The organism is Shinella sp. M31 (assembly GCF_049199205.1).
Taxonomy (GTDB): Bacteria; Pseudomonadota; Alphaproteobacteria; order Rhizobiales; family Rhizobiaceae; genus Shinella.
In genome coordinates this window covers 1-25,670 of the sequence record NZ_JBLZPH010000119.1, presented here as the reverse complement: position 1 = coordinate 25,670, position 25,670 = coordinate 1, and the positions used below count along the sequence as shown (strand labels likewise).

Annotated in this window: 20 protein-coding genes and 1 other RNA gene; 13 read left to right on the top strand and 8 right to left on the bottom strand. The window is 63.9% G+C overall.

The genetic code is table 11. The annotated features are described in order from the left end of the window. The coding region (locus ACOZKU_RS19670) for a cyclase family protein (RefSeq protein WP_421580285.1) at positions 1-638 on the bottom strand (638 nt) is incomplete at its 3' end. A 297-nt stretch (positions 639-935) separates the two neighbouring features. Here ACOZKU_RS19670 and ACOZKU_RS19665 point away from each other — a divergent pair. The 4 genes from ACOZKU_RS19665 to ACOZKU_RS19650 all read left to right on the top strand — a co-directional run bounded on the left by ACOZKU_RS19665 (position 936) and on the right by ACOZKU_RS19650 (position 10,627). After that, complete coding sequence (locus tag ACOZKU_RS19665) at positions 936-2,111, top strand: efflux RND transporter periplasmic adaptor subunit (protein WP_421580284.1); 1,176 nt, start codon at positions 936-938, stop codon at positions 2,109-2,111. After that, positions 2,111-5,284, top strand: a complete 3,174-nt coding sequence (locus tag ACOZKU_RS19660) for an efflux RND transporter permease subunit (RefSeq protein ID WP_421580283.1) — start codon at positions 2,111-2,113, stop codon at positions 5,282-5,284. Before ACOZKU_RS19665 ends, ACOZKU_RS19660 begins: the two co-directional genes overlap by 1 nt. A 90-nt stretch (positions 5,285-5,374) precedes the next feature. Continuing rightward, the gene (locus ACOZKU_RS19655; protein WP_421580282.1) at positions 5,375-6,787 is read left to right on the top strand and encodes an FAD-binding oxidoreductase; all 1,413 of its coding nucleotides are present in this window, start codon (positions 5,375-5,377) and stop codon (positions 6,785-6,787) included. A gap of 66 nt (positions 6,788-6,853) precedes the next feature. After that, positions 6,854-10,627, top strand: a complete 3,774-nt coding sequence (locus ACOZKU_RS19650; RefSeq protein WP_421580281.1) for an AsmA-like C-terminal region-containing protein — start codon at positions 6,854-6,856, stop codon at positions 10,625-10,627. Here the strand turns inward: ACOZKU_RS19650 and ACOZKU_RS19645 are convergent. The 5 genes from ACOZKU_RS19645 to ACOZKU_RS19625 form a co-directional block, all read right to left on the bottom strand. Further along, positions 10,620-10,850, bottom strand: coding sequence for a ribbon-helix-helix domain-containing protein (locus ACOZKU_RS19645; protein ID WP_117366477.1), 231 nt, complete (start codon positions 10,848-10,850; stop codon positions 10,620-10,622). The genes ACOZKU_RS19650 and ACOZKU_RS19645 overlap by 8 nt on opposite strands. A 68-nt stretch (positions 10,851-10,918) precedes the next feature. After that, positions 10,919-11,125 (bottom strand): DUF4169 family protein, encoded by a 207-nt coding sequence (locus ACOZKU_RS19640; RefSeq protein WP_421580280.1) that lies wholly within the window; start codon positions 11,123-11,125, stop codon positions 10,919-10,921. A gap of 8 nt (positions 11,126-11,133) precedes the next feature. Then, on the bottom strand, positions 11,134-11,652 hold the full coding sequence (locus tag ACOZKU_RS19635) for an SspB family protein (RefSeq protein WP_314084806.1): 519 nt from the start codon (positions 11,650-11,652) through the stop codon (positions 11,134-11,136). 112 nt (positions 11,653-11,764) lie between these two features. After that, positions 11,765-12,125: a transfer-messenger RNA gene (ssrA, locus tag ACOZKU_RS19630) on the bottom strand. Between the two features lie 26 nt (positions 12,126-12,151). Beyond that, positions 12,152-13,480 (bottom strand): putative bifunctional diguanylate cyclase/phosphodiesterase, encoded by a 1,329-nt coding sequence (locus ACOZKU_RS19625; protein WP_421580279.1) that lies wholly within the window; start codon positions 13,478-13,480, stop codon positions 12,152-12,154. 218 nt (positions 13,481-13,698) lie between these two features. Between ACOZKU_RS19625 and ACOZKU_RS19620 the strand changes: the two genes are divergently transcribed. The 7 genes from ACOZKU_RS19620 (at position 13,699) to ACOZKU_RS19590 (ending at position 19,588) form a co-directional block, all read left to right on the top strand. Beyond that, positions 13,699-14,010, top strand: coding sequence for a DUF2853 family protein (locus ACOZKU_RS19620; protein ID WP_421580278.1), 312 nt, complete (start codon positions 13,699-13,701; stop codon positions 14,008-14,010). A 104-nt stretch (positions 14,011-14,114) separates the two neighbouring features. Continuing rightward, positions 14,115-14,909 (top strand): thymidylate synthase, encoded by a 795-nt coding sequence (locus tag ACOZKU_RS19615; protein ID WP_421580277.1) that lies wholly within the window; start codon positions 14,115-14,117, stop codon positions 14,907-14,909. A gap of 15 nt (positions 14,910-14,924) precedes the next feature. Continuing rightward, entirely contained in the window at positions 14,925-15,446 is a 522-nt protein-coding gene (locus ACOZKU_RS19610; RefSeq protein WP_421580276.1) for a dihydrofolate reductase, read from the top strand. A 210-nt stretch (positions 15,447-15,656) separates the two neighbouring features. Then, a complete protein-coding gene (gene hflK / locus ACOZKU_RS19605; protein WP_421580275.1) occupies positions 15,657-16,787 on the top strand; it encodes an FtsH protease activity modulator HflK in 1,131 nt (376 codons plus the stop codon). Further along, positions 16,787-17,734: a protease modulator HflC gene (hflC, locus tag ACOZKU_RS19600; protein WP_421580274.1), complete on the top strand. Its 948-nt coding sequence runs from the start codon at positions 16,787-16,789 to the stop codon at positions 17,732-17,734. The genes hflK and hflC overlap by 1 nt, the downstream gene beginning before the upstream one ends. A gap of 4 nt (positions 17,735-17,738) precedes the next feature. Beyond that, positions 17,739-17,927, top strand: a complete 189-nt coding sequence (locus tag ACOZKU_RS19595) for a DUF2065 domain-containing protein (RefSeq protein ID WP_298099516.1) — start codon at positions 17,739-17,741, stop codon at positions 17,925-17,927. A 113-nt stretch (positions 17,928-18,040) separates the two neighbouring features. Beyond that, complete coding sequence (locus ACOZKU_RS19590; RefSeq protein ID WP_421580273.1) at positions 18,041-19,588, top strand: DegQ family serine endoprotease; 1,548 nt, start codon at positions 18,041-18,043, stop codon at positions 19,586-19,588. A 93-nt stretch (positions 19,589-19,681) separates the two neighbouring features. Here the strand turns inward: ACOZKU_RS19590 and serB are convergent, their stop codons facing one another. Beyond that, entirely contained in the window at positions 19,682-20,572 is an 891-nt protein-coding gene (gene serB, locus ACOZKU_RS19585) for a phosphoserine phosphatase SerB (protein WP_421580272.1), read from the bottom strand. On the opposite strand from serB, the gene miaA reads away from it, so the two are divergent. Beyond that, positions 20,571-21,479, top strand: a complete 909-nt coding sequence (miaA, locus tag ACOZKU_RS19580) for a tRNA (adenosine(37)-N6)-dimethylallyltransferase MiaA (RefSeq protein WP_421580286.1) — start codon at positions 20,571-20,573, stop codon at positions 21,477-21,479. The genes serB and miaA overlap by 2 nt on opposite strands. Here the strand turns inward: miaA and ACOZKU_RS19575 are convergent. Then, positions 21,476-23,584, bottom strand: a complete 2,109-nt coding sequence (locus ACOZKU_RS19575) for an ATP-binding protein (RefSeq protein WP_421580271.1) — start codon at positions 23,582-23,584, stop codon at positions 21,476-21,478. The genes miaA and ACOZKU_RS19575 overlap by 4 nt on opposite strands. A 346-nt stretch (positions 23,585-23,930) precedes the next feature. Between ACOZKU_RS19575 and ACOZKU_RS19570 the strand changes: the two genes are divergently transcribed. Continuing rightward, on the top strand, positions 23,931-25,670 hold a 1,740-nt coding region (locus tag ACOZKU_RS19570), incomplete at its 3' end, for an acetolactate synthase 3 large subunit (protein WP_421580270.1).

Below are 25,670 nucleotides of genomic sequence, written 5' to 3'. Positions count from 1 at the left end.
GAGAGCGTATCGACGGCGATGCCGACGGTGCTGGAATTTTCCGCGAGATACTGCACCGCTTCGACATGGAAGCCGGGGAAGTGCATCTTGCCCTCGGCATCGGCATTGCGGAACTTGTCGGTGCCGAGATGTTTGCCCCAGCCGGAATTGAGCGCCACGCAGGCTTTCTCCGGCAGGTCGCCATTGGCTGCGATCCAGGCCTTGATGTCGTCGGGCGTCAGCTGCGCATCCGGGCTGGCATCCGCCTTCGCCCTGATGTCGATGACGGCAAGCGGCACGACGAGGTCGGAGACCGGGATTTCGGCGACCGACGTGCCGTCCTCGGAAAAGTGTAGCGGCGCATCGAGATGGGTGCCGGTGTGTTCGTTGACGCGCAGCTCGAACAGGTTGAACTTGTGTTCTTTGTAATTGAACTTCTGCTCGCGCCAGAACTGCTGCTGGCCGAAGAAGGTCGGAAAGTCCTCGTAGAGCTCGTGTGTCAGGTCCATCACCTTCGATGGCGCCTGGGCGAGTGCCGGACTCAGCGCACCGGAACTTGCGGCGGCAACGGCGGCCCCGCCCGCGGCGGCGGCGTGGAAGAAGCTACGTCTCGAAAGCATGCGGGATTTCACAGAGTCAATAATGCAAGCGTCGCACATGGTTTCCCCTCTCGTTCAATAGGCTTATGAAAGAATACTGAAATAGTTCGCGGCCCGTGGGCCGACAGAAATGCTATCACAAGGGAAAGGAGCGTCCAGTCACGCCCATACTCGGATAGGAGGCGTCGGGGGAAGATTTCTCCACGTTTTCTTACATTTCGGTAACGGATCGAACCTTCAATCTTACAATTCCGTAATGATCCGATTCTTTCATTGCCGGTTCATTTCCAAAACGGGATACTTGCCCTATGTCGCACTGCAAAAGGTGACGGTTCGCTTCCATCGGAGAGAGAGTGCATGCGGGTTTGGAAACAGCTCCTTATCGGCCTTGGCGTCATTTCGGCCGGGGTCCTGCTCTGGGGTCGCTTCGCGCCCGGTGCAAACGGAGTGCTGACGGCCGCCGGCCTGCCGGCACCGCTCGTCGCGGCCATCGCGCCGGCTTCCGATGAAAAGGCGGATGGTGGAAATCAGGGCGGCGGGCGTCGCGGCGGTTTCGGCGGCGGGCCGACGCTGGTCGCCACCAAGCCGGTTGCCATGGCAATCGTCAACGACCGGCTGAACGCCATCGGCGACGGCGAGGCGATCCGCACGGTGACGGTAACGCCCTATGCCACCGGCAATCTTACAGAAGTTCTCGTCGAATCCGGCACGCGGGTGGAGCAGGGGGCGGTCATCGCCCGGCTCGACAGCGACGAGCAGAAGATCGCCGCCGATCAGGCCCGCGTCACCGTCGAGGCGGCCCAGCAGAAGTTGAAACGCCTGGAAAACCTGCGGTCCTCCACCAGTACGGCCGACATTCAGGATGCGCAGACCGCGTTGAAGGCCGCCGAGCTCGCTCTGCGCAATGCCGAATTGACGCTGCGCCGCCGCGATATCACGGCCCCCTATGGCGGCGTGGTCGGCATCATCTCCGTCAATCCCGGCGACTATGTCACAACCTCCACCGCCATTGCCCGCATCGACGACCGCTCGGAAATTCTTGTCGACTACTGGGTGCCGGAGCGCTTCGCCGTCAGCGTCAAGGTCGGCGGGGAAGTGAGTGCCACGGCCGTTGCGCGGCCGGGCGAGACTTTCACCGGCACGGTGCAGGCGATCGACAACCGCATCGACCAGGAAAGCCGCACGCTGCGCGTCCGCGCGCGCATACCCAATCCCGACGACGTGCTGCGCGCCGGCATGTCCTTCCAGGTGACCATGCGCTTTGCCGGCGATCTCTACCCAAGCGTCGATCCGTTGTCGCTGCAATGGAGCGCCGACGGTTCCTATGTCTGGCGCGTGAAGGGCGACAAGGCGGAGCGCGTGCCCGTCCATATCGTGCAGCGCAATCCCGACAAGGTGCTGGTCAAGGCCGAGCTTGCCGAGGGGGACGCCGTCGTGACCGAAGGCGTGCAGACGCTCCGGCCGGGTGGCGCGGTGCGCACGGCGCAGGAGCGTGCCACCAAGGATAAACCCGCCGTCGCGGAGGGCACGTGATGTCGGGCGAGGCGAGCGGAATGAACGATGGCGGCAAGGCGGGCTTTACCGCGCTTTTCATTCGCCGGCCGATCCTGGCCCTCGTGCTCAACACGTTGATCATCATTGCCGGCCTTGCCGCCTTCACCGGCGTCGAAATCCGCGAACTGCCCTCCGTCGATCAACCGGTCATCAGCGTCACCACCGATTTCGACGGTGCATCGCCGGAAACCATCGACCGTGAGCTCACCGATGTCATCGAGGGTGGCGTTTCGCGCGTGCAGGGCATCAAGAAGATTTCCTCCGTCTCCTCCTTCGGCCGCAGCCGCGTGACGCTGGAATTTTCCGACACGACGGACATCAACCAAGCTGCCAACGACGTGCGCGACGCGCTCGGCCGCGTGACGAACCAGCTGCCCGACGATGCCGACGATCCGCGCGTCGTGAAGGCCGATGCGGACAGTCAGCCGATCATGCGCCTTGCGCTGACCTCCGACACGCTCTCGCTGGAAGACCTGACGCTGCTGGCCGAAAACGAGATCACCGACCGGCTTGCCTCCGTCGAGGGCGTCGCCGACGTCGCCGTCTATGGTGACCAGGAGAAGATCTTTCGCGTCGATGTCGATCAGGCGAAGCTTGCCGCTCGGGGTCTGACGGTGGCCGATCTGCGCAATGCGCTTGCGACCGCCGCCTTCGACGTGCCGGCCGGTTCGCTGAAGAGCCAGAGCCAGGACATCACGGTCCGCGCCACGGCGGATTTGACCAAGCCGTCCGACTTCGAAAACCTCATCCTGAAAAACCACGTGCGCCTCGGCGATGTCGCCATGGTCACGCTCGGCCCCGACGAGGGTTCGACGGCGCTGCGCTCGAACGGGCGGCAGGGCATCGGCCTCGGCATCATCCGCCAGGCGCAGTCGAACACGCTCGACATCTCCGCCGGCGTCAAGCAGATGGTGGCGCAGTTCGGCACGATCCTGCCCGAGGGCACGCAGATCAAGATCACCAGCGACGACGCCTTCTTCATCGATGGCGCGATCCACGAGGTGGAGATTGCGCTCGTCGTCGCCGTCCTGATCGTGACGCTCGTCATCTATCTCTTCCTGCTCGACTGGCGCGCCACGCTCATCCCGACGATCAGCATGCCGATCGCGCTGATCGGCACCATCGCGGCGATCTATATGGCGGGCTTCTCCGTCAACATCCTGACGCTGCTGGCCATCGTGCTGGCGACGGGTCTCGTGGTGGACGACGCCATCGTGGTGCTGGAAAACATCGTGCGCCGCCGGGCAGAAGGCCTGAAGCCGCGCGCCGCCGCCATTCTCGGCACGCTGGAAGTGTTCTTCGCGGTCATCGCGACGACCGCCACGCTCGCCGCCGTGTTCGTGCCGCTCTCCTTCCTGCCCGGCCAGGCGGGGCGGCTTTTCCGCGAATTCGGCTTCGTGCTCGCCTTCGCCATCCTGCTCTCCTCCTTCGTGGCACTGACGCTCTGCCCGATGCTCGCCTCGCGCCTGCTGACGAAGGACATGACGCATGAACCTACCGGCATCCTCGCGCGCATCGGCGGAGCCGCCTCGCGCTTCTACCGCGCCTCGCTCAGCGCCTGCCTCGGTGCACCCTTCATCGTCTTCATCGTCGCGCTGCTCTTCACGGCGGCGGGCGCCACCTCGTTCTTCACCATCAAGTCCGAGCTGACGCCGACCGAGGACCGTTCGATGGTGATGCTGCGCATCAACGCGCCGCAGGGCGTGTCGCTGGAATACGCGCAGGACCAGATGAAGATCATCGAAGACAAGCTGCGTCCGCTCTATGACGGCGGCGAGATCGTCAACGTCTTCTCGATCTCCGGGCAGGGCGGCTCGACCAACAGCGGCTTCATGGTGCTGACGCTGGCGCCGTGGAGCGAGCGCGAACGCTCGCAGCAGCAGATCGTGCAGGATATCAATAAGGCCGTCGCCGAGGTGCCCTCGGTGCGCGCCTTCGCGCAGCAGCCCAACAGCCTCGGCATTCGCGGCGCCGGCAACGGCCTGCAGGTCGCGCTTGTCGGCAACGACTATACCAAGCTCGGCAACGCGGCGGCGGAGCTGGTGCGCAAGATCCAGGACAGCGGCCGGTTCGAAAACGTCCGCCTCAATTACGAGGCCAATCAGGCGCAGCTTTCCGTGACCGTCGACCGTGAGCGCGCGGCCGATCTCGGCATCGACATCACGGGCCTTTCAGCTGCCTTGCAGGCGATGCTGGAGGGCACGAGCGTCGTCGATATTTATGTCGACGGGCAGTCCTACCCGGTCAAGCTGTCCTCCACCACGACGCCCATCAACGATCCGATGGACCTCGAAAACATCTTCCTTAAGACCGGCGACGGCAAGATCGTGCCGATGTCCTCCATCGCGTCCCTGGAGGAGAAAGCCGTTGCGCCGCAGCTTTCTCGCGAGCAGCAGCTACGCGCCGTCTCGCTCTCCGCCGGCCTCAAGGACGGTCTGGCACTCGGCGACGCGCTCGCCATGGTCGAGGAGATGGCGCAGCCGCTGCTGCCCGAGGGCTCGCGTCTGATGCCGATGGCGGAAGCCGCATCGCTGCAGGAGAATTCGAGCGGCCTCGTCATCACCTTCGGCTTCGCCATCGCCATCATCTTCCTGGTGCTTTCGGCGCAGTTCGAAAGTTTCGTCAGCGCCGTCATCATCATGGTGACGGTGCCGCTGGGGCTTGCCTGCGCCGTCTTCGCGATGATCCTGACCGGCACGACGCTCAATATCTACAGTCAGATCGGCCTCGTGCTACTCGTCGGCATCATGGCGAAGAACGGCATTCTGATCGTCGAATTCGCCAACCAGCTGCGCGACCAGGGCCAGGATATCCGCAGCGCCATAGAGAATGCCTCGAACATCCGCCTGCGTCCGGTGCTGATGACGATGATCGCCACCGTTGTCGGTGCGGTGCCGCTGGTGCTGGCGAGTGGGGCGGGCGCGGAGGCGCGCATCTCGCTCGGCTGGGTTCTCGTCGGCGGCCTCGGTCTTGCGACTGTCGTGACGCTCTATCTGACGCCGGTCGCCTATCTCGTCATCGCCCGGTTCACCAGCCCGCATGCCGACGAGGAGCGCCGCCTTGCCGCCGAGCTCCAGCATGCCGAGATGCTGACGCGCGCCCGCGAGAAGGAGCAGCCGAAAGACGAGGCTCTGGCGCAGGCAGCCGAGTGATCACGCCGGAATGCGGGCATGACCGGATATTGCGGCTGGACAGCCGGGCGCCAATTTGCTGAGTAAACCTCAGAGAGTGAGGACCTTACCATGGCATTGGCGGATATCAGGACGGGCCAGCGCAACGAGGCGGGGATCGCGGAAGCGATAACCCGTCTTTCCGAGCGTTTCGGCACGCGGTTGCAGACCGGCGAGGCGATCCGCACGCAGCACGCCCATACCACGACCTATATTCCCGCGCAGCTTCCCGATGCCGTCGTCTTCGTGGAAAATGCCGAGGAGGTGAAGGCGGTCGTCGGGCTTTGCGCGGACCTCAAGGTGCCCGTCATTCCCTTCGGCACCGGCTCTTCGCTGGAAGGGCAGGTCAATGCGCCCTTCGGCGGCATCTCGATCGATTTCAGCAATATGAAGCGCGTTCTCGAAGTGAATGCCGAGGATCTCGACTGCACCGTCGAGCCTGGCATCACCCGCGAGGAGCTGAACGTCTATCTGCGCGATACCGGCCTGTTCTTTCCCATCGATCCCGGCGCCAATGCCTCGATCGGTGGAATGGCCTCGACGCGCGCTTCCGGCACCAATGCCGTGCGCTATGGCACGATGAAGGACAATGTGCTGGCCCTGACCGCCGTCACCGCGACCGGTGAGGAGATTCGCACCGCCCGACGGGCGCGCAAATCCTCCGCCGGCTATGACCTGACGCGCCTTCTCGTCGGCGCGGAGGGTACGCTCGGCGTTCTCACGTCCGTCACATTGCGCCTTCAAGGCATTCCCGCCGTCATTGCCGGCGGCATCTGCGGTTTTCCCACGCTGAAGGATGCCAGCAATGCGGTGATCACGACCATCCAGCTCGGCATTCCCGTCGCCCGTATCGAATTGCTCAACACCTTGCAGATCAAGGCCTGCAACGCCTATTCCGGCCTTGATCTGCCGGAACAGCCAACGCTGTTCGTGGAGTTCCACGGCACGGAGGAGAGCGTGCGCCTGCAATCGGAAGAGTTCGGCGCCATCGCCGCCGAATGCGGCGGCGGGGAATTCCACTGGAGCGCCGATGCCGACGAGCGGGCGAAGCTCTGGAAGGCCCGGCACAATGTCTATTGGGCCTCGAAGGCCCTGCGTCCCGGCTATGAGGCGATCGCGACCGACGTCTGCGTGCCGATCTCGCGCCTCGCGGACTGCGTGGCGGAGACCGAGCGCGACATCGAAGAGCATGGTCTGCTGGCGCCGATCGTCGGCCATGCCGGCGACGGCAATTTCCATGTCTGCGTGGTTTTCGACGACAAGGATCCCGTTCATGTCGAAAAGGTCGAGGCTTTCGTCGGCCGTCTCAATGCCCGCGCCCTCTCCATGGATGGCACCTGCACGGGCGAACATGGTGTCGGGCAGGGCAAGCAGGCCTTCCTGCCGACGGAACTCGGCGGCTCGGTGACCTTGATGAAGCAGATCAAGCATGCGCTCGATCCTGACAACATTCTCAACCCCGGCAAGATTTTTTCGACCCTGTAGCGGGCTTTCGCGTTATCGTGACGCGAGTAATTGGAATTCGAGGCATGCGGCGTGCTTTCTAGGATCATGCTTATCGGTGGCGGCCTGGTGGTCGTGGCGCTCTTTGCGGCGCTGCTGGCGCCGCTCTTCGTCGACTGGACAAGTTTCCGGCGGGATTTCGAGCGTGAGGCGAGCCGCATCATGGGCCGCCCCGTCACCGTGCATGGCAGCGTCGACGCCCGCCTCATTCCGTTCCCGTCCGTGACGCTCAACGACGTGCGCGTCGGTTCGCCGGAGGACGGCAAGCCGCTGGTCGAGGTCGCGCGCTTCTCGATGGACGCGGAACTGGCGCCTTTCCTCTCCGGCGAGGCGCTGATCTTCGATATGCGTATCGAGGAGCCGAAGGCGCGGATCAAGCTCTTCCAGGACGGCACGCTCGACTGGGCGCGGGGCCGCAAGTCCGATATTCCCGCCCGCACCGTCATTCTCGAAAATGTCGCCATTACCGGCGGCGATATCGAATTCGTCGACGAGCAGACGGGCCGCACGCGCCATGTCACCGGGCTCGATGCGCAGGTTTCGGCAAAAACGCTGGCCGGTCCCTGGCGCATCGACGGACGCGGCGCGCTCGATGGCGAGAGCGGTGCCTTCCAGCTGTCGAGCGGACAGGTGGAGAATGGCGCGCTGTCCATGCGCGCCCGCATCGTGCCCGATAGTCTCGCCTTCACCGCCGATCTTGACGGCGCGCTGAAGATCGTCGATTTCCGCCCGCAATATCAGGGCGGTTTCACCGTTTCGGAAAAACCGCGCGCCAAGGGCGAGGTGGCGAGCGATCCAATCCGCATCTCCGGCAAATTCGAGCTTTCCAACGAGCGCGTGCGCATTCCGGAATATCGGCTGGAAGCCGGGCCTGTCGCCGATCCCTATGTGGTGACGGGCGAGGCGACGCTGGACACCGGCCGTGCGCCGGAATTCCTGTTGATCGCCGATGGCCAGCAGATCGACGTTTCGCGCATCGGCAATAGCGGCGAGACGGGCAAGACCGGCCGCGACCCGCAGCTTTCCGCCCGCCAGCGGCTTCAGGCGCTCCTCGCCATCGCCGCCGATATTCCAATCCCGCAGGTGCCGGGCCGCGCCAGTCTCTTTCTGCCGGCTGTCGTGGTGGGCGATACGACGGTGCGAGAGATCCGCCTCGACGTGAAGCCGGACGGAGACGGATGGCGCATCGACCGGGCGGATGCGCAATTGCCGGGACGCACCGCACTGGAGGCGAAGGGGCGGCTGACATTGCGCGAAAACCGCGGCTTCGTCGGCAACCTCTTGATCGCGTCCAACCAGCCGTCGGGCCTTGCGACATGGCTTGCCGGCTCCGTCGATCCGGAAATCCGCAAGCTGAAGACGGCGGGTTTTTCCGCCGATGTGAACCTGACCGACGAATTGCAGCGCTTCGAAAACCTGGAAATCGCCATTGGCGGCGCGTCGCTTAACGGCCGGCTGGAGCGCGAATCCCGTAGCGATGCCCCGCCGACCCTGTCGCTGGAACTGCGCGGCAACGAGGTGCAACTGGAATCGCTGCAGGCGCTCACCGGCCTCGTCGCCGGCGATGCCTCGCTCGGCACGCTGGCCGACCATGCGATGGCGCTGGATATCAAGGCGGATCGCTTCACCGCCTTCGGCGAGACTGCCGACGGCGTCAATGCGGCGCTGTCGATGAAGGATGGCCTGCTGACGCTGAACCATCTCGACATCGCCGCGCTCGAGGGCGCGACGCTGTCGGCCAGCGGCACGCTGGGCGGAACGCTGCTGGCACCGAGCGCCGGCATCGATGTGAAGCTGAAGGCGGCGGCCATGCGGCCAGTCGCCGATCTCCTGGCGCGGCACCTGCCGGCCCATCCGCTTCTCGACCGTTTCGTCGCCAATGCCGGCTATTACGACAATGCCGACCTCTCCATACGCGCAACCATGGCGCAGGACAAGCCGGCGGTGCTGACCGTCACCGGCCCCGTCAACGAGGGGCGCCTGGAATTGAAGCTCTCGGCGGAAAGGCCGGTCGATCTCCTGGCCGGCAGCCGCTTCGAGCTGGAGGGCAGCCTGTTCAATCCGCAATCCGTCGTGCTCGCCGGGCAGATCGGGCTCGATCCGCTGCCCTTCGATGCCGAGCCCGACGGCAGCGCCACCTTCCGCGTGACGCAGCCGGAGGAGGGACCGGCGACGGTATCCGCCACCTTCAATGCCGGCAGCACGACGATTTCGGCGAAGGGCACGGCGATGCTTGCCGCCGACCGGTTCCTCGACGGTACGCTCGCCGTGAGCGCCAAGAGCGACGATATCGAACCCTATCTGATGATGAACGGCATCGCCGTGCCGCAGGCGGGTGCCGGCCTGCCAATGACCTTGCAAGCCTCGGTGACGACCAGTCCCGAAGCGATCGCCATTACGGATATTGCCGGAGAAGCCGATCGCAATGCGTTTTCCGGCACGCTGACCTTCGATCGCACCGCGACCGTGCTCAAGGGCACGGGCGCGCTGCGCTTCGATACGGTCGATTTCGCCTTCCTCGCCGAGGCCGTCGCCGGTCCGGCGCAGGATGCCGTCGAAGGCGGGCTCAACGCCACGCCGCTGGTGCAGCCGTTGCAGGATGCCGCCGATGTCTCGGTTGCGCTGTCGGCCGGTTCCTTCTGGCCGGGGCTCTATGGCGCGGTGGAGGATTTCAAGAGCACTCTCCAGTGGAAGGGCGGCGAGCTGACGGTTGACGATATGGACGGCGGCTGGCTGGGCGGGCGGCTTTCGGGCCGTCTCAAGGTCGCCAATGCCGACGAGAACGGCCTCTTCGAGGCGCGCGCGCGCCTGACGGGCGCCGATCTGTCGAAGATCGTCTGGGTTGGGCCGCAAGGTTCCGTCGCCAGCGGCAAGGCGGATTTGACGCTGGCCGTCGATGCCTCCGGCAAGAGCGTGCGGAGCATGGTGGAAGGCGCGAGCGGCTCCGGTGAGGTGCGTGTTTCCGACCTGACGTTGCGCGGGCTTGATACGGCGGCGCTGCCGGTGCTGCTCGCGAATGCGGACCGTATCGAGGGGGACGTCACGCCGGAACGGGTCGCGGTTTTCACAGCTGACGCGGTTCTTCAAAAGGAAGCGGCTCTTGGCGAGGTGCGCATTCCCTTTGCGCTGGCCGGCGGCAAGCTGCGCGTGCAGAGCGTGACGGCCGAGGATGGCAGGGCGGCTCTGACGGGCGATGCGGATGTTGATCTTGCCGGTGATACCATGACGGCTCGTCTTGCCGTCAGCTACAAGGCGGGCGAGGAGGCGCTGGCGGGCGCCGAGCCGGAAGTGGTGCTCGGCTATCGCGGCCTTGTCGAGGCGCCCGGCTTCGAGATGGACGTGCAGCCGCTGGCCAATTTCCTGTCGCTGCGCCGCTTCGAGACGGAGCGCCGGCGGGTCGAGACCTTGCAGGCCAATGTGCTGGAAAAACAGCGCCTGCGTCGGGAGGCGGCGCTTTACCGTTCCCGTGCCGAGGCGCGGGCGGCCCTTGCCGAGGCGACACGTTTGCAGGCTGAGGAAGAGGCGCGCCGCAGGGCCGAAGCGCTTGAGCGGCTGGAGCAGGAGCGTTCGACGCGCGCCGCCGCCGAGGAAGCCGAGCGCGTGCGTCGCAAGGCCGCGGACGACGCGCGGCGTCTCAAGGAAGCCGAGCAGGAGGCGCGCCGGCTTGCCGAGCAGCGGGCGGCCGAGGAAGCGCGCAAGGCCGAGGACGAAGCGAGGCAGCGCCGCCTGATCTCGCCGGGCGAAGGTGTCGAGCGCGGCGAGGACCTGCCGCCAATCGATGGCGGCCAGCTGAATTTCGACGGCCTGCCGGGCGTCAACTGACCGGGCTGTCGGCCACCCGTTCCTTCAACCATTCCAGCACATAGAGCCGCAGCGCCGAGGAGAGATTATCGTCCACGGCGCGGGTGTCGTCGATCTCGCGGATGAGGGCGGCCAGCGGCAGCGCCCGCCCGTCGGCGATGCCCTTCAACATGTCATGGAAGGCCGGCTCCAGCGAAAAGCTCGTGCGGTGGCCGTGCAGGGTCGTAGAATATTTGCGGATCATGCCTTGTGCATCGATTCAAGGGTGTGGGAGATCGATTCCGGTTTTGCCGGCAAAGGCTTGAAAAGCTTTCAGTCCTTCGTCTCGTCGGGCCGTCCGGATTGCCCGAGCCGGCCCTGATCGAGGGTCTTTTCCGCTTTCTCGTTGAGGGCGCGCGTCAATGTCTTCTCGGCCTTCGTGCGACCGAAGGTCAGCCGGTTCTGCTCGGCCTGCTTTTCCTTGTCGGAGCGGGCCTTCTGCTTGCGGAACTGGCGAAGATTGACGACGTCGCCGCTCATCGGAGAACTCAGTTTTTCTTGCGGAAGGAATCGAGCGAGACGACCGAGCCGCCCTTGTTGTCGTCGCCGCCGGTGGGGGGCGTCGGCTCTTCGCCGTTGTCCTCGGCCTTTTCAGGCACGGCGGGATAGGCGGTGATCTCGGCGGAGTGCTCTTCCTCCTCCTCGGCCGCCGGAACGTCGAATTCCAGCTCGAAGCTCACCGAGGGGTCGTAGAAACCGCGGATGGCATTGAACGGAATGACCAGCTTTTCCGGCGTGTCGGAGAAGGACAGACCGATCTCGAACAGGCTCTCGGTGACCTTGAGGTCCCAGAACTGGTGCTGCACGACGATCGTCATCTGCTCGGCATATTTCGCCTTGAGGTGCTGCGAGATGCGCACGCCGGGGGCGTTCGTCAGGAAGGTGATGAAGAAATGGTGTTCACCGGGCAGATGGCCGGTAACCGCGACTTCGGACAAAACCTTGCGAATGACGCTGCGCAGCGCGTCCTGGGCGAGAATGTCGTAGCGAATGTGGTCTTGCGCCATCCGTTCCTGTCTTTCTTCCTGCTGCCTTTGTATTCAGGCATTGCATCTCATCTCATGCCTTCCGGCACGAGTCATCTGGCACAGCTATAGACCATTTCAACGGATTGGAGAAGGTGAAGGCTTCTGTTGCCAGGTGCCTTCGGACCCCGCCTGCCGGTGCGACCCGTCAGGACTTTGAGTGAAGTGTCACACCGCGATTAAGCAGCGAGACGAGCTTCCGCATAGTTGTCGTTTGCAACTACAAGTTTAGCCCGATAACGGTGGTACAATGCCGAGCAAAAAGTCGATCTTTACGCCCTTGTCGATCCTATTTCGCCCCCATCAAAAGCCGGTCCGTCAAGGTCGACCGGTTTTTGGTGGAGGCGCCGGGTACCGCCCCCGGGTCCAATGGGTTTATTACACCGCCCGTTTATTGCCATAGCTGCCGAGGCAGCACCTTTCATATAGGCATTCCCGGCGCCCAAGAAAAGGGTTTTATGACGGTATTTCCGATTTACCGTCAGGCGGGTTCGGCAGGCGGCGGGGCGTCGTTCGCCCACCGGCTCTGAAATTCGGCGAGCGGGACGGGCCGGCCGAAATAATAGCCCTGGAAAATGGTGCAGCCGAAGGACTGGAGGAGCAGCAATTGCTCCTTCGTCTCGATGCCTTCGGCGACGACGGAAAACTCCAGCATGCGGGCAATGTCGAAGATGCTTTTCAAGAGGATCCGGTTGCGCTTGTTCTGCGGCGCGTCCTGCACGAAGGACCGGTCGATCTTGATTTCGTGGATCGGCAGTTGGCGCAGGTGGCTGAGCGAGGAATAGCCGGTGCCGAAATCGTCGAGCGACAGGATGATGCCGGCGGCGCGCAGCGCCCGCATTTTCTCGACGATGAGATCGACATCGTCGACCATCATGCTCTCGGTGAGTTCCAGCTTGAGACGGGTCGGATCGAGGTCGCGCGCCGCGATGCGGGCCATCAGGGTTTCGACGAAATCGGCCTTCATGAACTGGTCGACGCTGACATTGACCGACAGTTTCAGGTGACGCGTCGCCTCCTCTTGCTGCCAGAAGGCCAGGGTCCGGCAGGCCTCGCCCAGCACCCAGTCGCCCAGCGCCGGCATCAAGCCGGCTTGTTCTGCGGCGGGAATGAATTCGCCCGGCGAAATATAGCCGCCGCCTTGCCGTTTGCGGCGCAGCAGCGCCTCGGCGCCCGACACCTTGCCCGCTTCATCCACCTGCGGTTGGTAGAACAGCTCGAATTCCCGGTTGGTGAGGGCGGCCTTTATATCACGCGCCTGATCGAGGTTCTGCGCGAATTTCAGCTGCATTACATAGATGCCGCCGCACAGCAGGGCGACGGCGATGATCGTATTCACCCAGGTGCCGAGGGTGCGGAATTCGTCTGCGATCGGCTGGGTCACCGGGGCGGTAACATGCGTGCTCGAGAAGACGATGAAGGACACGAGGCAGAGCACGATGATGATGACTTGGAGGTGCGAGCGTTCGCGCTGGTGGTTGATATAGCCGAGCAGCGCCAGGACCAGCAGGAAGATATGCGTGACGCGCGGCGCTGCCGCATTCGGCACGTCGAAGACGAGGCAGAAGACCAGGATGATGACGAAAAAGGAGACCTGGGAGAACAGCAGGGCCGCCGAGAGCTGGCGGCGATGCGCCAGAAGAAAACTCATGAGGGCGACGGCGATCACCGCCACATCGATGCCGACGAGGGCCCAAGCGTGCCCGAGTGCAAAGAAGATACCCCAGCCGAGCGCCATCGCTGCCACGGCCAGAGAGGCTGCGCCATAGGCAAGCCAGAATCTCCGCGAATGGTCTTCCGTCTGTCGCACCTGCCGCTACCGCCGTTGGTCAGCGGCATGGCTGTTGCCGGCCGCAGCTTACACCTCTACGTGGTATGTCTTCAGAAATTGCAAAAATACCGGTACAAATCCTGCGCGAGCCCGGCATCGCCTCTTATCGCTTGACTTGCCGCGAGCACGGGAAAACCATGGCCTCGCGTCAGGCTCGCCATGATGGCGGCACGCATGTCGATCGTAGAGGAGACAGCATGACCGATTATCTCGCAGATGTCCGCAAATATGACAGCGGTGCCGACGAGGCCGTCGTCAAGAAGATCGTGAGCCATCTCGGCATCGCGCTGCGCAACCGCGACTCCTCGCTGGTCTCCTGCTCCGATCCCGCGGAACTCGACCGCGTCAAGGAGAAGTGGTGCGGCAAGAAGTTCGGCGTCACGGGCGACGCCGCCGACAAGGCGGTCGAGGCGGTCTGCAAGGCGATGGCCGACGACCGCACGAAATCGCGCGTCACCTTCTACTACCTGACCGCAAAGGAACTCGGAAAACTCGGCGCGCTGGCCTGAGAAGCCATCCCGCCTTGGGGAAAACGGGGAAATCCCATTTCGCCCTTTGGTCGCCGCCGTTCGCGCATTAGTATCTCACGCTGGACAACGAATCGGCGGCGACCATGCAGCAATATCTCGACCTTCTCGCCCATGTGATGGAAAACGGCTCCGACCGCGGAGACCGGACCGGCACGGGCACGCGCGGCGTCTTCGGCTATCAGATGCGCTTCGACCTGTCGGAAGGTTTTCCGGTTCTGACCACCAAGAAGCTGCACCTGCGCTCGATCATCCATGAACTCCTGTGGTTCCTGAAGGGCGATACCAATATCGGCTATCTGCGCGACAACGGCGTCACCATCTGGGACGAGTGGGCCGACGAGAAGGGCGAGCTCGGCCCCGTCTATGGCTACCAGTGGCGGTCCTGGCCGACGCATGACGGCCGTCACCTCGACCAGATCGTCGCCGTCCTCGACAGCATCAAGCGCAATCCGAACTCCCGCCGCCACATCGTCTCGGCCTGGAACCCGGCGCTGGTCGACGAGATGGCGCTGCCGCCGTGCCATTGCCTGTTCCAGTTCTACGTGGCGGACGGCAAGCTCTCCTGCCAGCTTTACCAGCGCTCGGCGGATATCTTCCTCGGCGTGCCGTTCAACATCGCCTCCTACGCGCTGCTGACCATGATGGTGGCGCAGGTGACGGGGCTGCAGTCGGGTGATTTCGTCCACACGCTGGGCGACGCGCATATCTATGCCAATCATTTCGAGCAGGTACGCACGCAGCTAACGCGCCGGCCGAAACCGCTTCCGTTCATGAAGATCAATCCCGATGTGAAGGACCTTTTCTCCTTCAAATTCGAGGACTTCACCCTGATCGGCTACGAAGCCGATTCATCCATCAAGGCGCCCATCGCCGTCTGATTTCCGGGAAGCCGCATGAGCCAGGTCAAGATCGTCCTCGTCGTTGCCGTGGCGAAAAACGGTGTCATCGGCCGTGACGGCGACCTGCCGTGGCGCCTGCCGTCGGACCTGAAGCGCTTCAAGCAGCTGACGCTCGGCAAGCCGGTGCTGATGGGCCGCAAGACCTGGGATTCGATCGGCCGGCCGCTGCCGGGGCGCCCGAACATTGTCATCACCCGGGACAACACCTTTTCCGCGCCCGGCGCAGAGGTGGTCTCCTCGCTCGACGAAGGACTGGTTTCCGCGCGGCGCGAGGCGGAAAAGCTCGGCGTCGACGAGGTCTGCGTCATCGGCGGCGGGCAGATCTATGCGCAGGTCTTCGACCGGGCGGATATCCTGCATGTCACCCATGTCGAAGCTGACGTCGACGGTGATACGCGATTTCCCGAAATAGACCCCACGGTGTTCGAGAAGGTCGTCGAGGAGCCCATTCCCCAGGGCGAGAAGGACAGCCACGCCATGCGCTTCGTCACCTGGCGCCGGAAAACCACGGCTTAAAGCCCCAGATCCGCGTCGATCACGAACTATTTTGCCGCACGCGCGCGCATCCCGTCGTGGATTTGTTGAAAGGTGCCTGAGGGATACCTATAACGGGTTCACCTAGCGTTGCGCGGCGAAACAATCCGCGAAACGCGCAGCAACAGATCGATGGCGGATTTTCGCGGTTTGCGGAGATGCGCCAAGGGGACATGAAAGAAAGAGGTATTGATGCCCTGGAGCAATCAGAATGGCGGCGGCGGCCCTTGGGGTGGCGGCGGCAGCGGCGGTGGTGGTGGAAACAATCAGGGGCCATGGGGGCAGGGTCCGAACCGTCCTCGTGGCGGCGGCGGCGGCAATGGCGGCCCGCCGGACCTTGAGGAAATCATTCGGCGTGGCCAGAACCAGCTGAAGAATGTCATGCCCGGCGGTTTCAACGGCGGCGCCGTTGTGATCGGCCTCCTGCTTCTCGGCGTCTTCTGGCTGATGAACTCCATCTATACCGTACAGCCGGACGAGCGCGGCGTCGAGCTGCGCTTCGGCAAGCCCAAGCAGGAAATCTCCATGCCGGGCCTGCACTTCCACATGTGGCCCTTCGAGACGGTCGAACTCGTCAAGATCACCGAGCAGCAGCAGAATATCGGCCGCCGCGCGGCCGCGTCGAATTCCGATGCCTCCGGCCTGATGCTGACGGGCGATCAGAACATCGTCAACGTGCAGTTCTCGGTGCTCTATTCGGTCACCGACCCGCAGGCCTACCTCTTCAATCTCGAATATCCCGCCGAAACGCTGCAGCAGGTCTCCGAAAGCGCCATGCGCGAAGTCGTCGGCCGCCGTCCGGCGCAGGACATCTTCCGCGATAACCGTCAGGCGATCGCCGAAGGCGTGAAGACGACGATCCAGGCGACCATGGACGCCTATGGCGCCGGCATCTCGATCAACACGGTGGCTATCGAAGACGCCGCCCCGCCGCGTGAAGTGGCCGATGCGTTCGACGAAGTGCAGCGCGCCGAGCAGGACGAAGACCGCTTCGTCGAAGAGGCCAACCAGTACGCCAACCAGAAGCTCGGTCTTGCCCGCGGTCAGTCCGCGCAGATCCGCGAAGAGGCGGCCGCCTATAAGGACCGCGTCGTCAAGGAAGCGGAAGGTGAGGCGGCACGCTTCCTTTCCATCTACGAACAGTACAAGGCAGCGCCCGATGTCACCCGCAAGCGTCTCTTCCTTGAAACCATGGAAGGCGTGATGAAGAACTCCAAGAAGGTCATCATCGATGAAAAGCAGGGCGGACAGGGCGTCGTTCCCTTCCTTCCCCTCAATGAGCTTGGCCGCACGGCCGGCCAGCAGGCAGGAGGCACGCAGTAATGGGTAACCGTTTGCCAGCCATCCTGATCGCCATCGGCGTTCTCCTGTTCATCGCCTATTCCTCAGTGTTCGTCGTCAACGAGCGCCAGCAGGCGATCGTCATCCGCTTTGGCCAGATCCAGGACGTCAAGTCCGAACCCGGCCTCTACTTCAAGCTACCCTTCGGTTTCATGGATGCCGACAGCGTCCAGTACATCCAGGACCAGGCGCTGCGCTTCGATCTCGACGACATCCGCGTCCAGGTCTCGGGCGGCAAGTTCTACGAGGTCGATGCCTTTGTGGTCTACAAGATCACCGATGCCCGCCGCTTCCGCGAAACCGTTTCGGGTGACCGGGAATCGGCGGAATCGCGCCTGCGCACCCGTCTCGATTCGGCTCTGCGCCGGGTCTACGGTCTGCGTGGCTTCGAGTCTGCTCTTTCCGAAGAGCGCGCGTCGATGATGCGCGAGGTTCGTGGCGAACTGACCAACGATGCTTCGAACCTTGGTCTCACGATTTCCGACGTTCGTATCCGTCGCACGGATCTGACGCAGGAAGTCTCGCAGCAGACCTTCGACCGCATGAAGGCCGAGCGTCTGGCGGAAGCCGAACTCATCCGCGCCCGCGGTAACGAAGCCGGCCAGCGCCGCCGCGCCATTGCCGACCGTCAGGTCGTCGAGTTCATCGCGGCCGCCCAGCGCGATTCGGAAATCCTGCGCGGTGAGGGCGAAGGCGAGCGCAGCCGCGTGTTCGCCGAAGCCTTCTCGCAGGATCCGGCCTTCTTCGACTTCTACCGGTCGATGAGCGCCTACCGGGAAGCGATGGGGGCGTCCGACACGACGCTCGTGCTGTCGCCGCAGTCGGAGTTCTTCCGCTACTTCGAGGACGCCGCCGGCACCAAGCCTGCCGCATCCACCGCGACGGGCACGACGACCGGCACGGCCACGACGCCGGCGACGGCGAACTGACGACATGGCCGATTTCCTCACGGGAATCGCCTTCTTCCTGATCATCGAGGGGCTGGTGTACGCACTGGCCCCTTCGGTTTTGCGGCGCATGGCGGAAATGCTGCCGCAGGTTCCCGAGAACCAGCTCAGGGCGAGCGGGCTCTTTGCCATCGGGCTCGGCGTGCTGATGGTCTGGTTCATCCGGGGCGCATGACGGCGGACCTTGCAGGAACCCGTGAAGACGGGCATGACTTTCACATCAATTCAGCATGGCGGACTGATTTTTGCCGTATCCGGGGCAAACACTCGCCGTGAGATCCGGAACGAATGGGGATGCCTGATATGGCTTTGAAGACGACGTCCAGCGCAGCCAAGGCGGCGCTTGCGCTCGCGGTTACTTTCTCGCTGGTGGCAGGACCACTCGCCGTGCCGGCCGCCGCGCAGGTGAAGCCGACGAACAACGGCCCGGAATCCGTGGCCGACCTCGCGGAGAGCCTGCTCGACGCCGTCGTCAACATTTCCACCTCGCAGAACGTCAAGAGCGACGACAAGGCGCCCATTCCGCAGGTGCCGGAAGGTTCGCCCTTCCAGGATTTCTTCGACGAATTCTTCAAGGGTGAGGGCGGCGAGGGCGGCAATCAGGGCCAGACGGTTAATTCCCTCGGTTCCGGCTTCGTCATCGACCCCTCGGGCTTCATCGCGACGAACAACCACGTCATCGAGGGCGCCGACGATATCGAGGTGAACTTCGCCAACGGCTCCAAGCTGAAGGCCAAGCTTGTCGGCACCGACCCGAAGACCGACCTCGCGCTCCTCAAGGTCGAGCCGAAAGCACCGCTGAAGGCCGTGCCCTTCGGCGATTCCCGCACCATGCGCATTGGCGACTGGGTGATGGCCATCGGCAATCCGTTCGGCCTTGGCGGATCGGTAACGGTCGGCATCATCTCGGCGCGCGGCCGCAACATCAATGCAGGCCCCTACGATAACTTCATCCAGACGGACGCTGCCATCAACCGCGGCAACTCCGGCGGTCCGCTGTTCAACATGCATGGCGAGGTCATCGGCATCAACACGGCGATCATCTCGCCCTCGGGCGGCTCGATCGGTATCGGCTTCTCGGTGCCGACGGAACTGGCACAGAACATTTTCACGCAGCTGCGTGAGTTCGGCGAGACGCGGCGCGGCTGGCTCGGCGTGCGCATCCAGCCGGTCACCGACGATATTGCCGAAAGCCTCGGCATGAAGGAGACCAAGGGCGCGCTGGTGGCGGGCATCATCAAGGGCGGCCCGGTCGACAACGGCTCGATCCAGACGGGTGACGTCATTACCCGCTTCGACGGCAAGGACGTGCACGAGATGCGCGACCTGCCGCGGGTGGTTGCCGAAAGCCCCGTCGGCAAGGCGGTGGATGTGCTCCTCTTGCGCGACGGCAAGGAGATCACGGTCAAGGTCACGCTCGGCCGTCTTGAAGACGGTGAGAAGCAGGCGGATGCCGGCGATGAGGTGACGCAGGACGAAGGCACAATGGACGAGGGCACCACGCCGGAGACGGACGAGAAGGCCGCACCCGTTCAGGCCGATCTGGTGCTCGGCATGGCGATCAGCGATCTCGATGCGGATGCCCGCAAGACCTTTGATATCGTCGAAAGCGTCAAGGGCGTGGTCATCACCGAGGTCGCGCCGGATTCAGCCGCGGCCGAGCGCGGCATCGTGCCGGGCGACGTGATCGTCGAGATCGGCCAGGAAGCGGTGACGACGGCCGAGGAGGTCACGACCCGCGTCGACAAGCTGAAATCGGAAGACCGCCGCAATGCGCTGATGATGATCGCCAACCACACCGGCGCGCTGCGCTATGTGACGGTTCGCATCGACTGACGCAAACGTGAGTCCCGTCAGGGACTTACCGGCATTCTCGGAAAGACTGAATCAGGCCGTTGGAGCATCGCTTCAGCGGCCTTTTGCTTGGGGTCAGCCAGTTACGAAGTCGGATTTTCGATAGCCCTGCAGGTAGAGCAGCGCCGTGAGATCGCCGTGGTCGATGCGGATTTTCGCCTCCGCCGCGACAGCGGGCTTGGCGTGCAGCGCGACGCCGGCGCCGGAGAGATGCAGCATGCCCAAGTCGTTGGCGCCATCGCCGACGGCCATGGCCTCGTCAGGGGAAATGCCGAGGCGGGCCGCGATGTCGATCAGCGCATCGACCTTGGCCTGCTTGCCGAGGATCGGTTCGGCGACTTCGCCGGTCAGCTTGCCGTCGGCGTCGAGAAGCAGGTTGGCGCGGTTCTCGTCGAAGCCGAGGGTCGCGGCGATGCGGCTCGTAAAGACGGTGAAACCGCCGGAGACCAGCGCGGTGTAATAGCCCTTGGCCTTCATCGTGGCGATGAGTTCGTGCCCGCCCGGCGTCAGCGTGATGCGCTTTTCGATGACCTCGTCGATCACCGAGACCGGCAGGCCTTTGAGCAGGGCGACGCGCTCGCGAAGCGCGGGCTCGAAAGCGATCTCGCCGTTCATGGCGCGGGCGGTGATGGTCGCGACCTTGTCCTTGAGGCCGACTTCGGCCGCCAGTTCGTCGATGCACTCCTGGCCGATCATCGTCGAGTCCATGTCGGCGATCAGGAGCTTCTTGCGGCGTGTCTCGGCATCCTGCACGGCCAGATCGATCGGCGCGTCGCCGATGACGGCGCGGATTTTGCCGCCCGCTTCACTCGGATCGCTGCCGTCGCGCAGCGCGATGTCGCAGGCGATGCCGTCGGCGAGCCAATAGAGGCCGGAGGCGTTGACGGCCTCGGCCGCCTTTTCGGCGAGCGCTGGGGTCAGAACAGGGTTTGACGGATTGGCGACAAGCGTGGCAACGAAAGCCATGATGGAAAACCTTGATCGAAAGCGGGACGCGATCCTGATAACGGGCCCGACGGCCAGCGGCAAGTCCGCGCTTGCCGTGCGGCTGGCGGCCGAACATGACGGCGTGGTGATCAATGCCGACAGCATGCAGGTCTATGACACGCTGAACGTTCTGACCGCCCGCCCGCAGCTCGAGGATATGGGCGGCATCGAGCATCGCCTCTATGGCCATGTGCCAGCCGGCGCCGCCTATTCCACCGGCGACTGGCTGCGTGAGGCGACCACGCTTGTGGGGGAACTACGGGAACGCGGCAAACGACCGGTTATCGTCGGTGGCACGGGGCTTTATTTTCGCGCGCTGACGGGCGGCCTGTCGGATATGCCTGTGATTCCCGAGGATATCCGCGAGCGGGTGCGCGCGCGGCTGGCGGCAGAGGGCGCCGGGGCGCTGCATGGGGAGCTTGCGGAACGTGACCCGGAAACGGCGGCGCGGCTGATGGTCGGCGACGGGCAGCGCATCGTGCGGGCGCTTGAGGTGATCGAGGCGACGGGCAAGTCGATTTCGACCTTCCAGTCGGCGTCGGGGCCGGCCTTGATCGATCCGGAGCAGGCGGAGAAGATCGTCGTGCTGCCGGACCGCGCGGTATTGGCTGCCCGCATCGAACGGCGTTTCGGCCTCATGCTCAAGGCGGGCGCGGTGGACGAGGTGAAGGCGCTGCTTGCACAAGATCTTCCGCCGGCCATGCCGGTCATGAAGGCGATCGGCGTGCCGCAGATCGCGGCGATGCTGGCAGGCGAGATGCGCGAGGCAGAGGTGATCGAGCGCGGTGCCGCCGCGACCCGGCAATATGCCAAGCGCCAGATGACGTGGTTCCGCAACCAGCTCGACGAGAGCTGGCGGCGGATCGATCCCTTGGCTGCGAATTAACGGCGGATGAGGCTGCTGAGCGGTTTCTTGAGGAGCTGTTCGCGGATCGAGCCTTCGCGTCGTGGCGGCTCCTGCTGCTGTTCGCCGAAGGCCGGGCGGGGCGGCTGGCGATAGGGATCGGCCGCCGGGCGCGGCTGTTCCGTCGTCAATTCGCGGCGAATGGACTCGAACCGGTCCTGCGGCGGCTGGTCATAGGCGCTGGCTGCGCCCGGCAGCATGTCCGGACGATAGGGCTCATGCGTCGGCGGCGCGGCAGCGACCGAGCGGTAGGGATCCTGTATCGGCGCTGCGGCGGCCGGGCGGGGGGGCGGGGCCACGTTCTGCAGCGTGTCGATATAGTCCTCTTCGTCCTCGTAGGGCGCATCCTCGTAGCCGGTCGGCAACGTGCCGCCCTGGCCCTGCGTGGAGAGATAGGAATTCTGGAAGCCGGAAATATCCGGGCCGGTGATGGCGCGCATGCGCGCGACGATGTTGCGCAGATCGACGCTCTGTGGCGTCTCGTCGGTGATCTTCATGCCGGTGCCGTTCGCCCTGGGCAGGCGGCTTGCCTCGACGCGGGAGAAGCGCATGCGCATCGGCACGGCGACGGCCTCGCCAAAGGCGATCGCTTCGCCATTGCCGATGGAGGAGATGAAGCTCGTCGTCGACGAGGAGGAATTGGGAATGGCCGAGCGGATGATTTCCTGGTCGTGGTCGTTGGCAAGGCGCATCGCGAAGATCGTCGAGCACTGCGACAGGATCGTCGGATCGAGTTCGCCGGGGCGCTGCGTGATGATGCCGAGCGAAACGCCGTATTTACGACCTTCCTTGGCGATGCGGGCAATGGCCTGGCGCGTCGGCATGAAGCCGAGCTTCGGATCGGCCGGCACATAGCGGTGCGCCTCTTCGCAGACTACCAGCATATGCACGCCGCCATTGCTCCACAGGCCGATTTCGAAGGCCATGCGGCAGAGGACGGAGGCGACCGAGTTGACGACCTCCGAGGGAATACCGGCGAGCTGGAAGGTCGTGACCGGTTTGCCTTCACCGGGAATGCGGAAGATGCGGGCGATCGTATCGAGGATCGTGTCGGTGATCGTGTTCGAGGAGAACATGAAGTGGTAGCGCGGGTCGTTGATCGCAGACATGATCTTGACCTTGAGCGAGCGCAGATGCGGCTTTTCCGCCCGTCCCTCGAGCCGGCCGATGCGCTCGTCGATGAGTGCCAGCAGATCTGCGATGCGGAAGGGCACCGGCGTGTCCGAGGTCACCGAGCTTTTCTCGCTGGTGCGGCGCATCAGGCCGTTGTCGCTTGCGCCGCGGAAGGCACGCTTGGCCTCCGGGATGAGGTCGCGCAGAATATCCATTTCCTCCGGCACCGGCGGGCGGCCGCGGAAAACGACTTCGGCGAACTCCTCCAGCCGGAACAGCCAGAACGGTAGGTCAAGCGTATCCGTGTCGATGACGACGGCGAGATCGCCGAAGGCGGAGGCGAATTCGTTGTGCGGGTCGAGGATCAGGATACGCAGGCGCGGATCCGCCTGAATGGCCTTGTGCAGCAGAAGCGTGATGGCGGTCGACTTGCCGACGCCGGTCGTGCCGACGATGGCGAAGTGCTTCTCCAGCATGGAGGGCACATGGATCGTCGCGTCGATGCTTTCGTCCTGCGTCAGCTTGCCGATGGCGCAGACATCGTTCTTGCCGGTGTCGTAGACCTTGGCGAGGTCGGAGGCGCGGATGCGGTGCGCGATCGCACCGAGATGCGGATAGTCGGTGATGCCGGCGGAAAATTCCTCGCGCCCGTCGGGGCCGACATGGACTTCGCCGAGCAACTCGACTTCGATGCGGAAGACGGTGTCGCGGTTTTCCACCCAGCTCTGCTGGTCGGTGGACATGGAGTAGACAAGGGCGACGACGCGGTTGCGGCCGACGGAAATCGAGATGAGGCGGCCGACGGCCCACAGTTCGGTGAGGGCGGTCTGCCCGCTTTCGGCGACAGCGCTGATCGTGGCGTGCGAGCCGTTGCAGGCCACGACACGACCCATCAGACGGTTGCCCTGCAACGCGTCGTCCCGGCGTTCCTGTTCGCCTGCCACTATAGACTTCTGAAAATCATTGTTCAGCAATCACGGCACTCCTTGCCATCAAAGGCGAATTCTAGCCGGGGCCGCTTAATAAGACGTTTCGTGTCGATGCGGCTTTGCGCCACCTTTTCCCGCCGGCGCCGGGTTCCGTGCCGTTTCGGCGCATCGGGAAAAGCGTTGACGCGCGCTGTCTTTGTGGCTAACACTTCGAGCCATGAAAAATCTGACGGTTGTTATTCTTGTGGTGGGAACGCGCATGGGCAGGGTGGTGTAACCACCCGGCGAAAGCACCCATGCGCGGTAAGCAGGCTCCTCCAAGGGGCCTTTTTTTATGCCCGGAAATTCGATAAGCACCCCTGGAAATACGAAAGAGACGGACGGGAAACCGATGAGCGGAACAGAAAACCAGATGACAGGCGCCGAAATTGTCTTGCAGGCGCTGAAAGACAACGGCGTAGAGCATATCTTCGGCTATCCCGGCGGCGCCGTGCTGCCGATCTACGATGAGATCTTCCAGCAGGACGATATCGAGCACATTCTCGTTCGCCATGAACAGGGCGCCGGCCACATGGCCGAAGGCTATGCCCGTTCCACCGGCAAGGTCGGCGTCATGCTCGTCACGTCCGGTCCGGGTGCGACGAATGCCGTCACGCCGCTGCAGGATGCGCTGATGGATTCCATCCCGCTCGTCTGCCTCACCGGTCAGGTTCCGACCACGCTCATCGGCTCGGATGCCTTCCAGGAATGCGACACGGTCGGAATCACGCGCCCTTGCACCAAGCACAACTGGCTGGTCAAGGACGTCAACGACCTCGCACGCATCATCCATGAAGCGTTCCGCGTCGCGCAGAGCGGTCGTCCGGGCCCTGTCGTCGTCGATATTCCGAAGGACGTGCAGTTCGCCACCGGCACCTACACGCCGCCGTCGGCCGCACCCGTCCAGAAAAGCTACCAGCCGAAGATCCAGGGCGACGCCCGTGCCATCGAGGCGGCCGTCAGCCTGATGAAGGGCGCCCGCCGTCCGATCATCTATTCCGGCGGCGGCGTCGTGAATTCCGGCCCGGAAGCCTCGCGGCTGCTGCGTGAACTGGTCGAGATCACCGGCTTCCCGATCACCTCGACGCTGATGGGTCTCGGCGCCTATCCGGCCTCGGGCAAGAACTGGCTGGGCATGCTCGGCATGCACGGTTCCTACGAGGCGAACATGGCGATGCATGACTGCGACGTCATGGTCTGCATCGGCGCGCGCTTCGACGACCGCATCACTGGCCGCCTGAACGCGTTTTCGCCGAACTCGAAGAAGATCCACATCGATATCGACCCGTCCTCGATCAACAAGAACGTCCGCGTCGACGTTCCGATCCTCGGCGATGTCGGCAATGTCCTTGAGGACATCGTCCGCCTGTGGCGGGCCGGCACCAAGGATTACGACAAGTCGCTGCAGGCGGACTGGTGGTCATCGATTGCCAAGTGGCGTGCGCGCAATTCGTTTGCCTACAAGGCGAGCAACGACGTGATCATGCCGCAATACGCGATCCAGCGGCTCTATGAGCTGACCAAGGACCGCGACACCTACATCACGACGGAAGTCGGCCAGCACCAGATGTGGGCGGCGCAGTTCTATGGCTTCGAGCAGCCGAACCGCTGGATGACCTCGGGCGGCCTCGGCACGATGGGCTACGGCTTCCCGGCGGCGATCGGCGTGCAGGTCGCACATCGCGACAGCCTCGTCATCGACATCGCGGGCGACGCCTCGATCCAGATGTGCATTCAGGAAATGAGCTGCGCGGTCCAGTATAACCTGCCCGTCAAGATCTTCATCCTGAACAACCAGTATATGGGCATGGTGCGCCAGTGGCAGCAGCTGCTGCATGGCAACCGCCTGTCGAACTCCTATACGGAAGCCATGCCCGATTTCGTCAAGCTGGCGGAAGCCTATGGCGGCGTCGGCATCGCCTGCGACAAGCCCGGTGATCTCGACGGCGCGATCCAGGAGATGATCGACGTCAAGCGCCCGGTCATCTTCGATTGCCGCGTGGCGAACCTCGCCAACTGCTTCCCGATGATCCCCTCGGGCAAGGCGCATAACGAAATGCTGCTGCCCGACGAGGCCACTGACGAAGCGGTC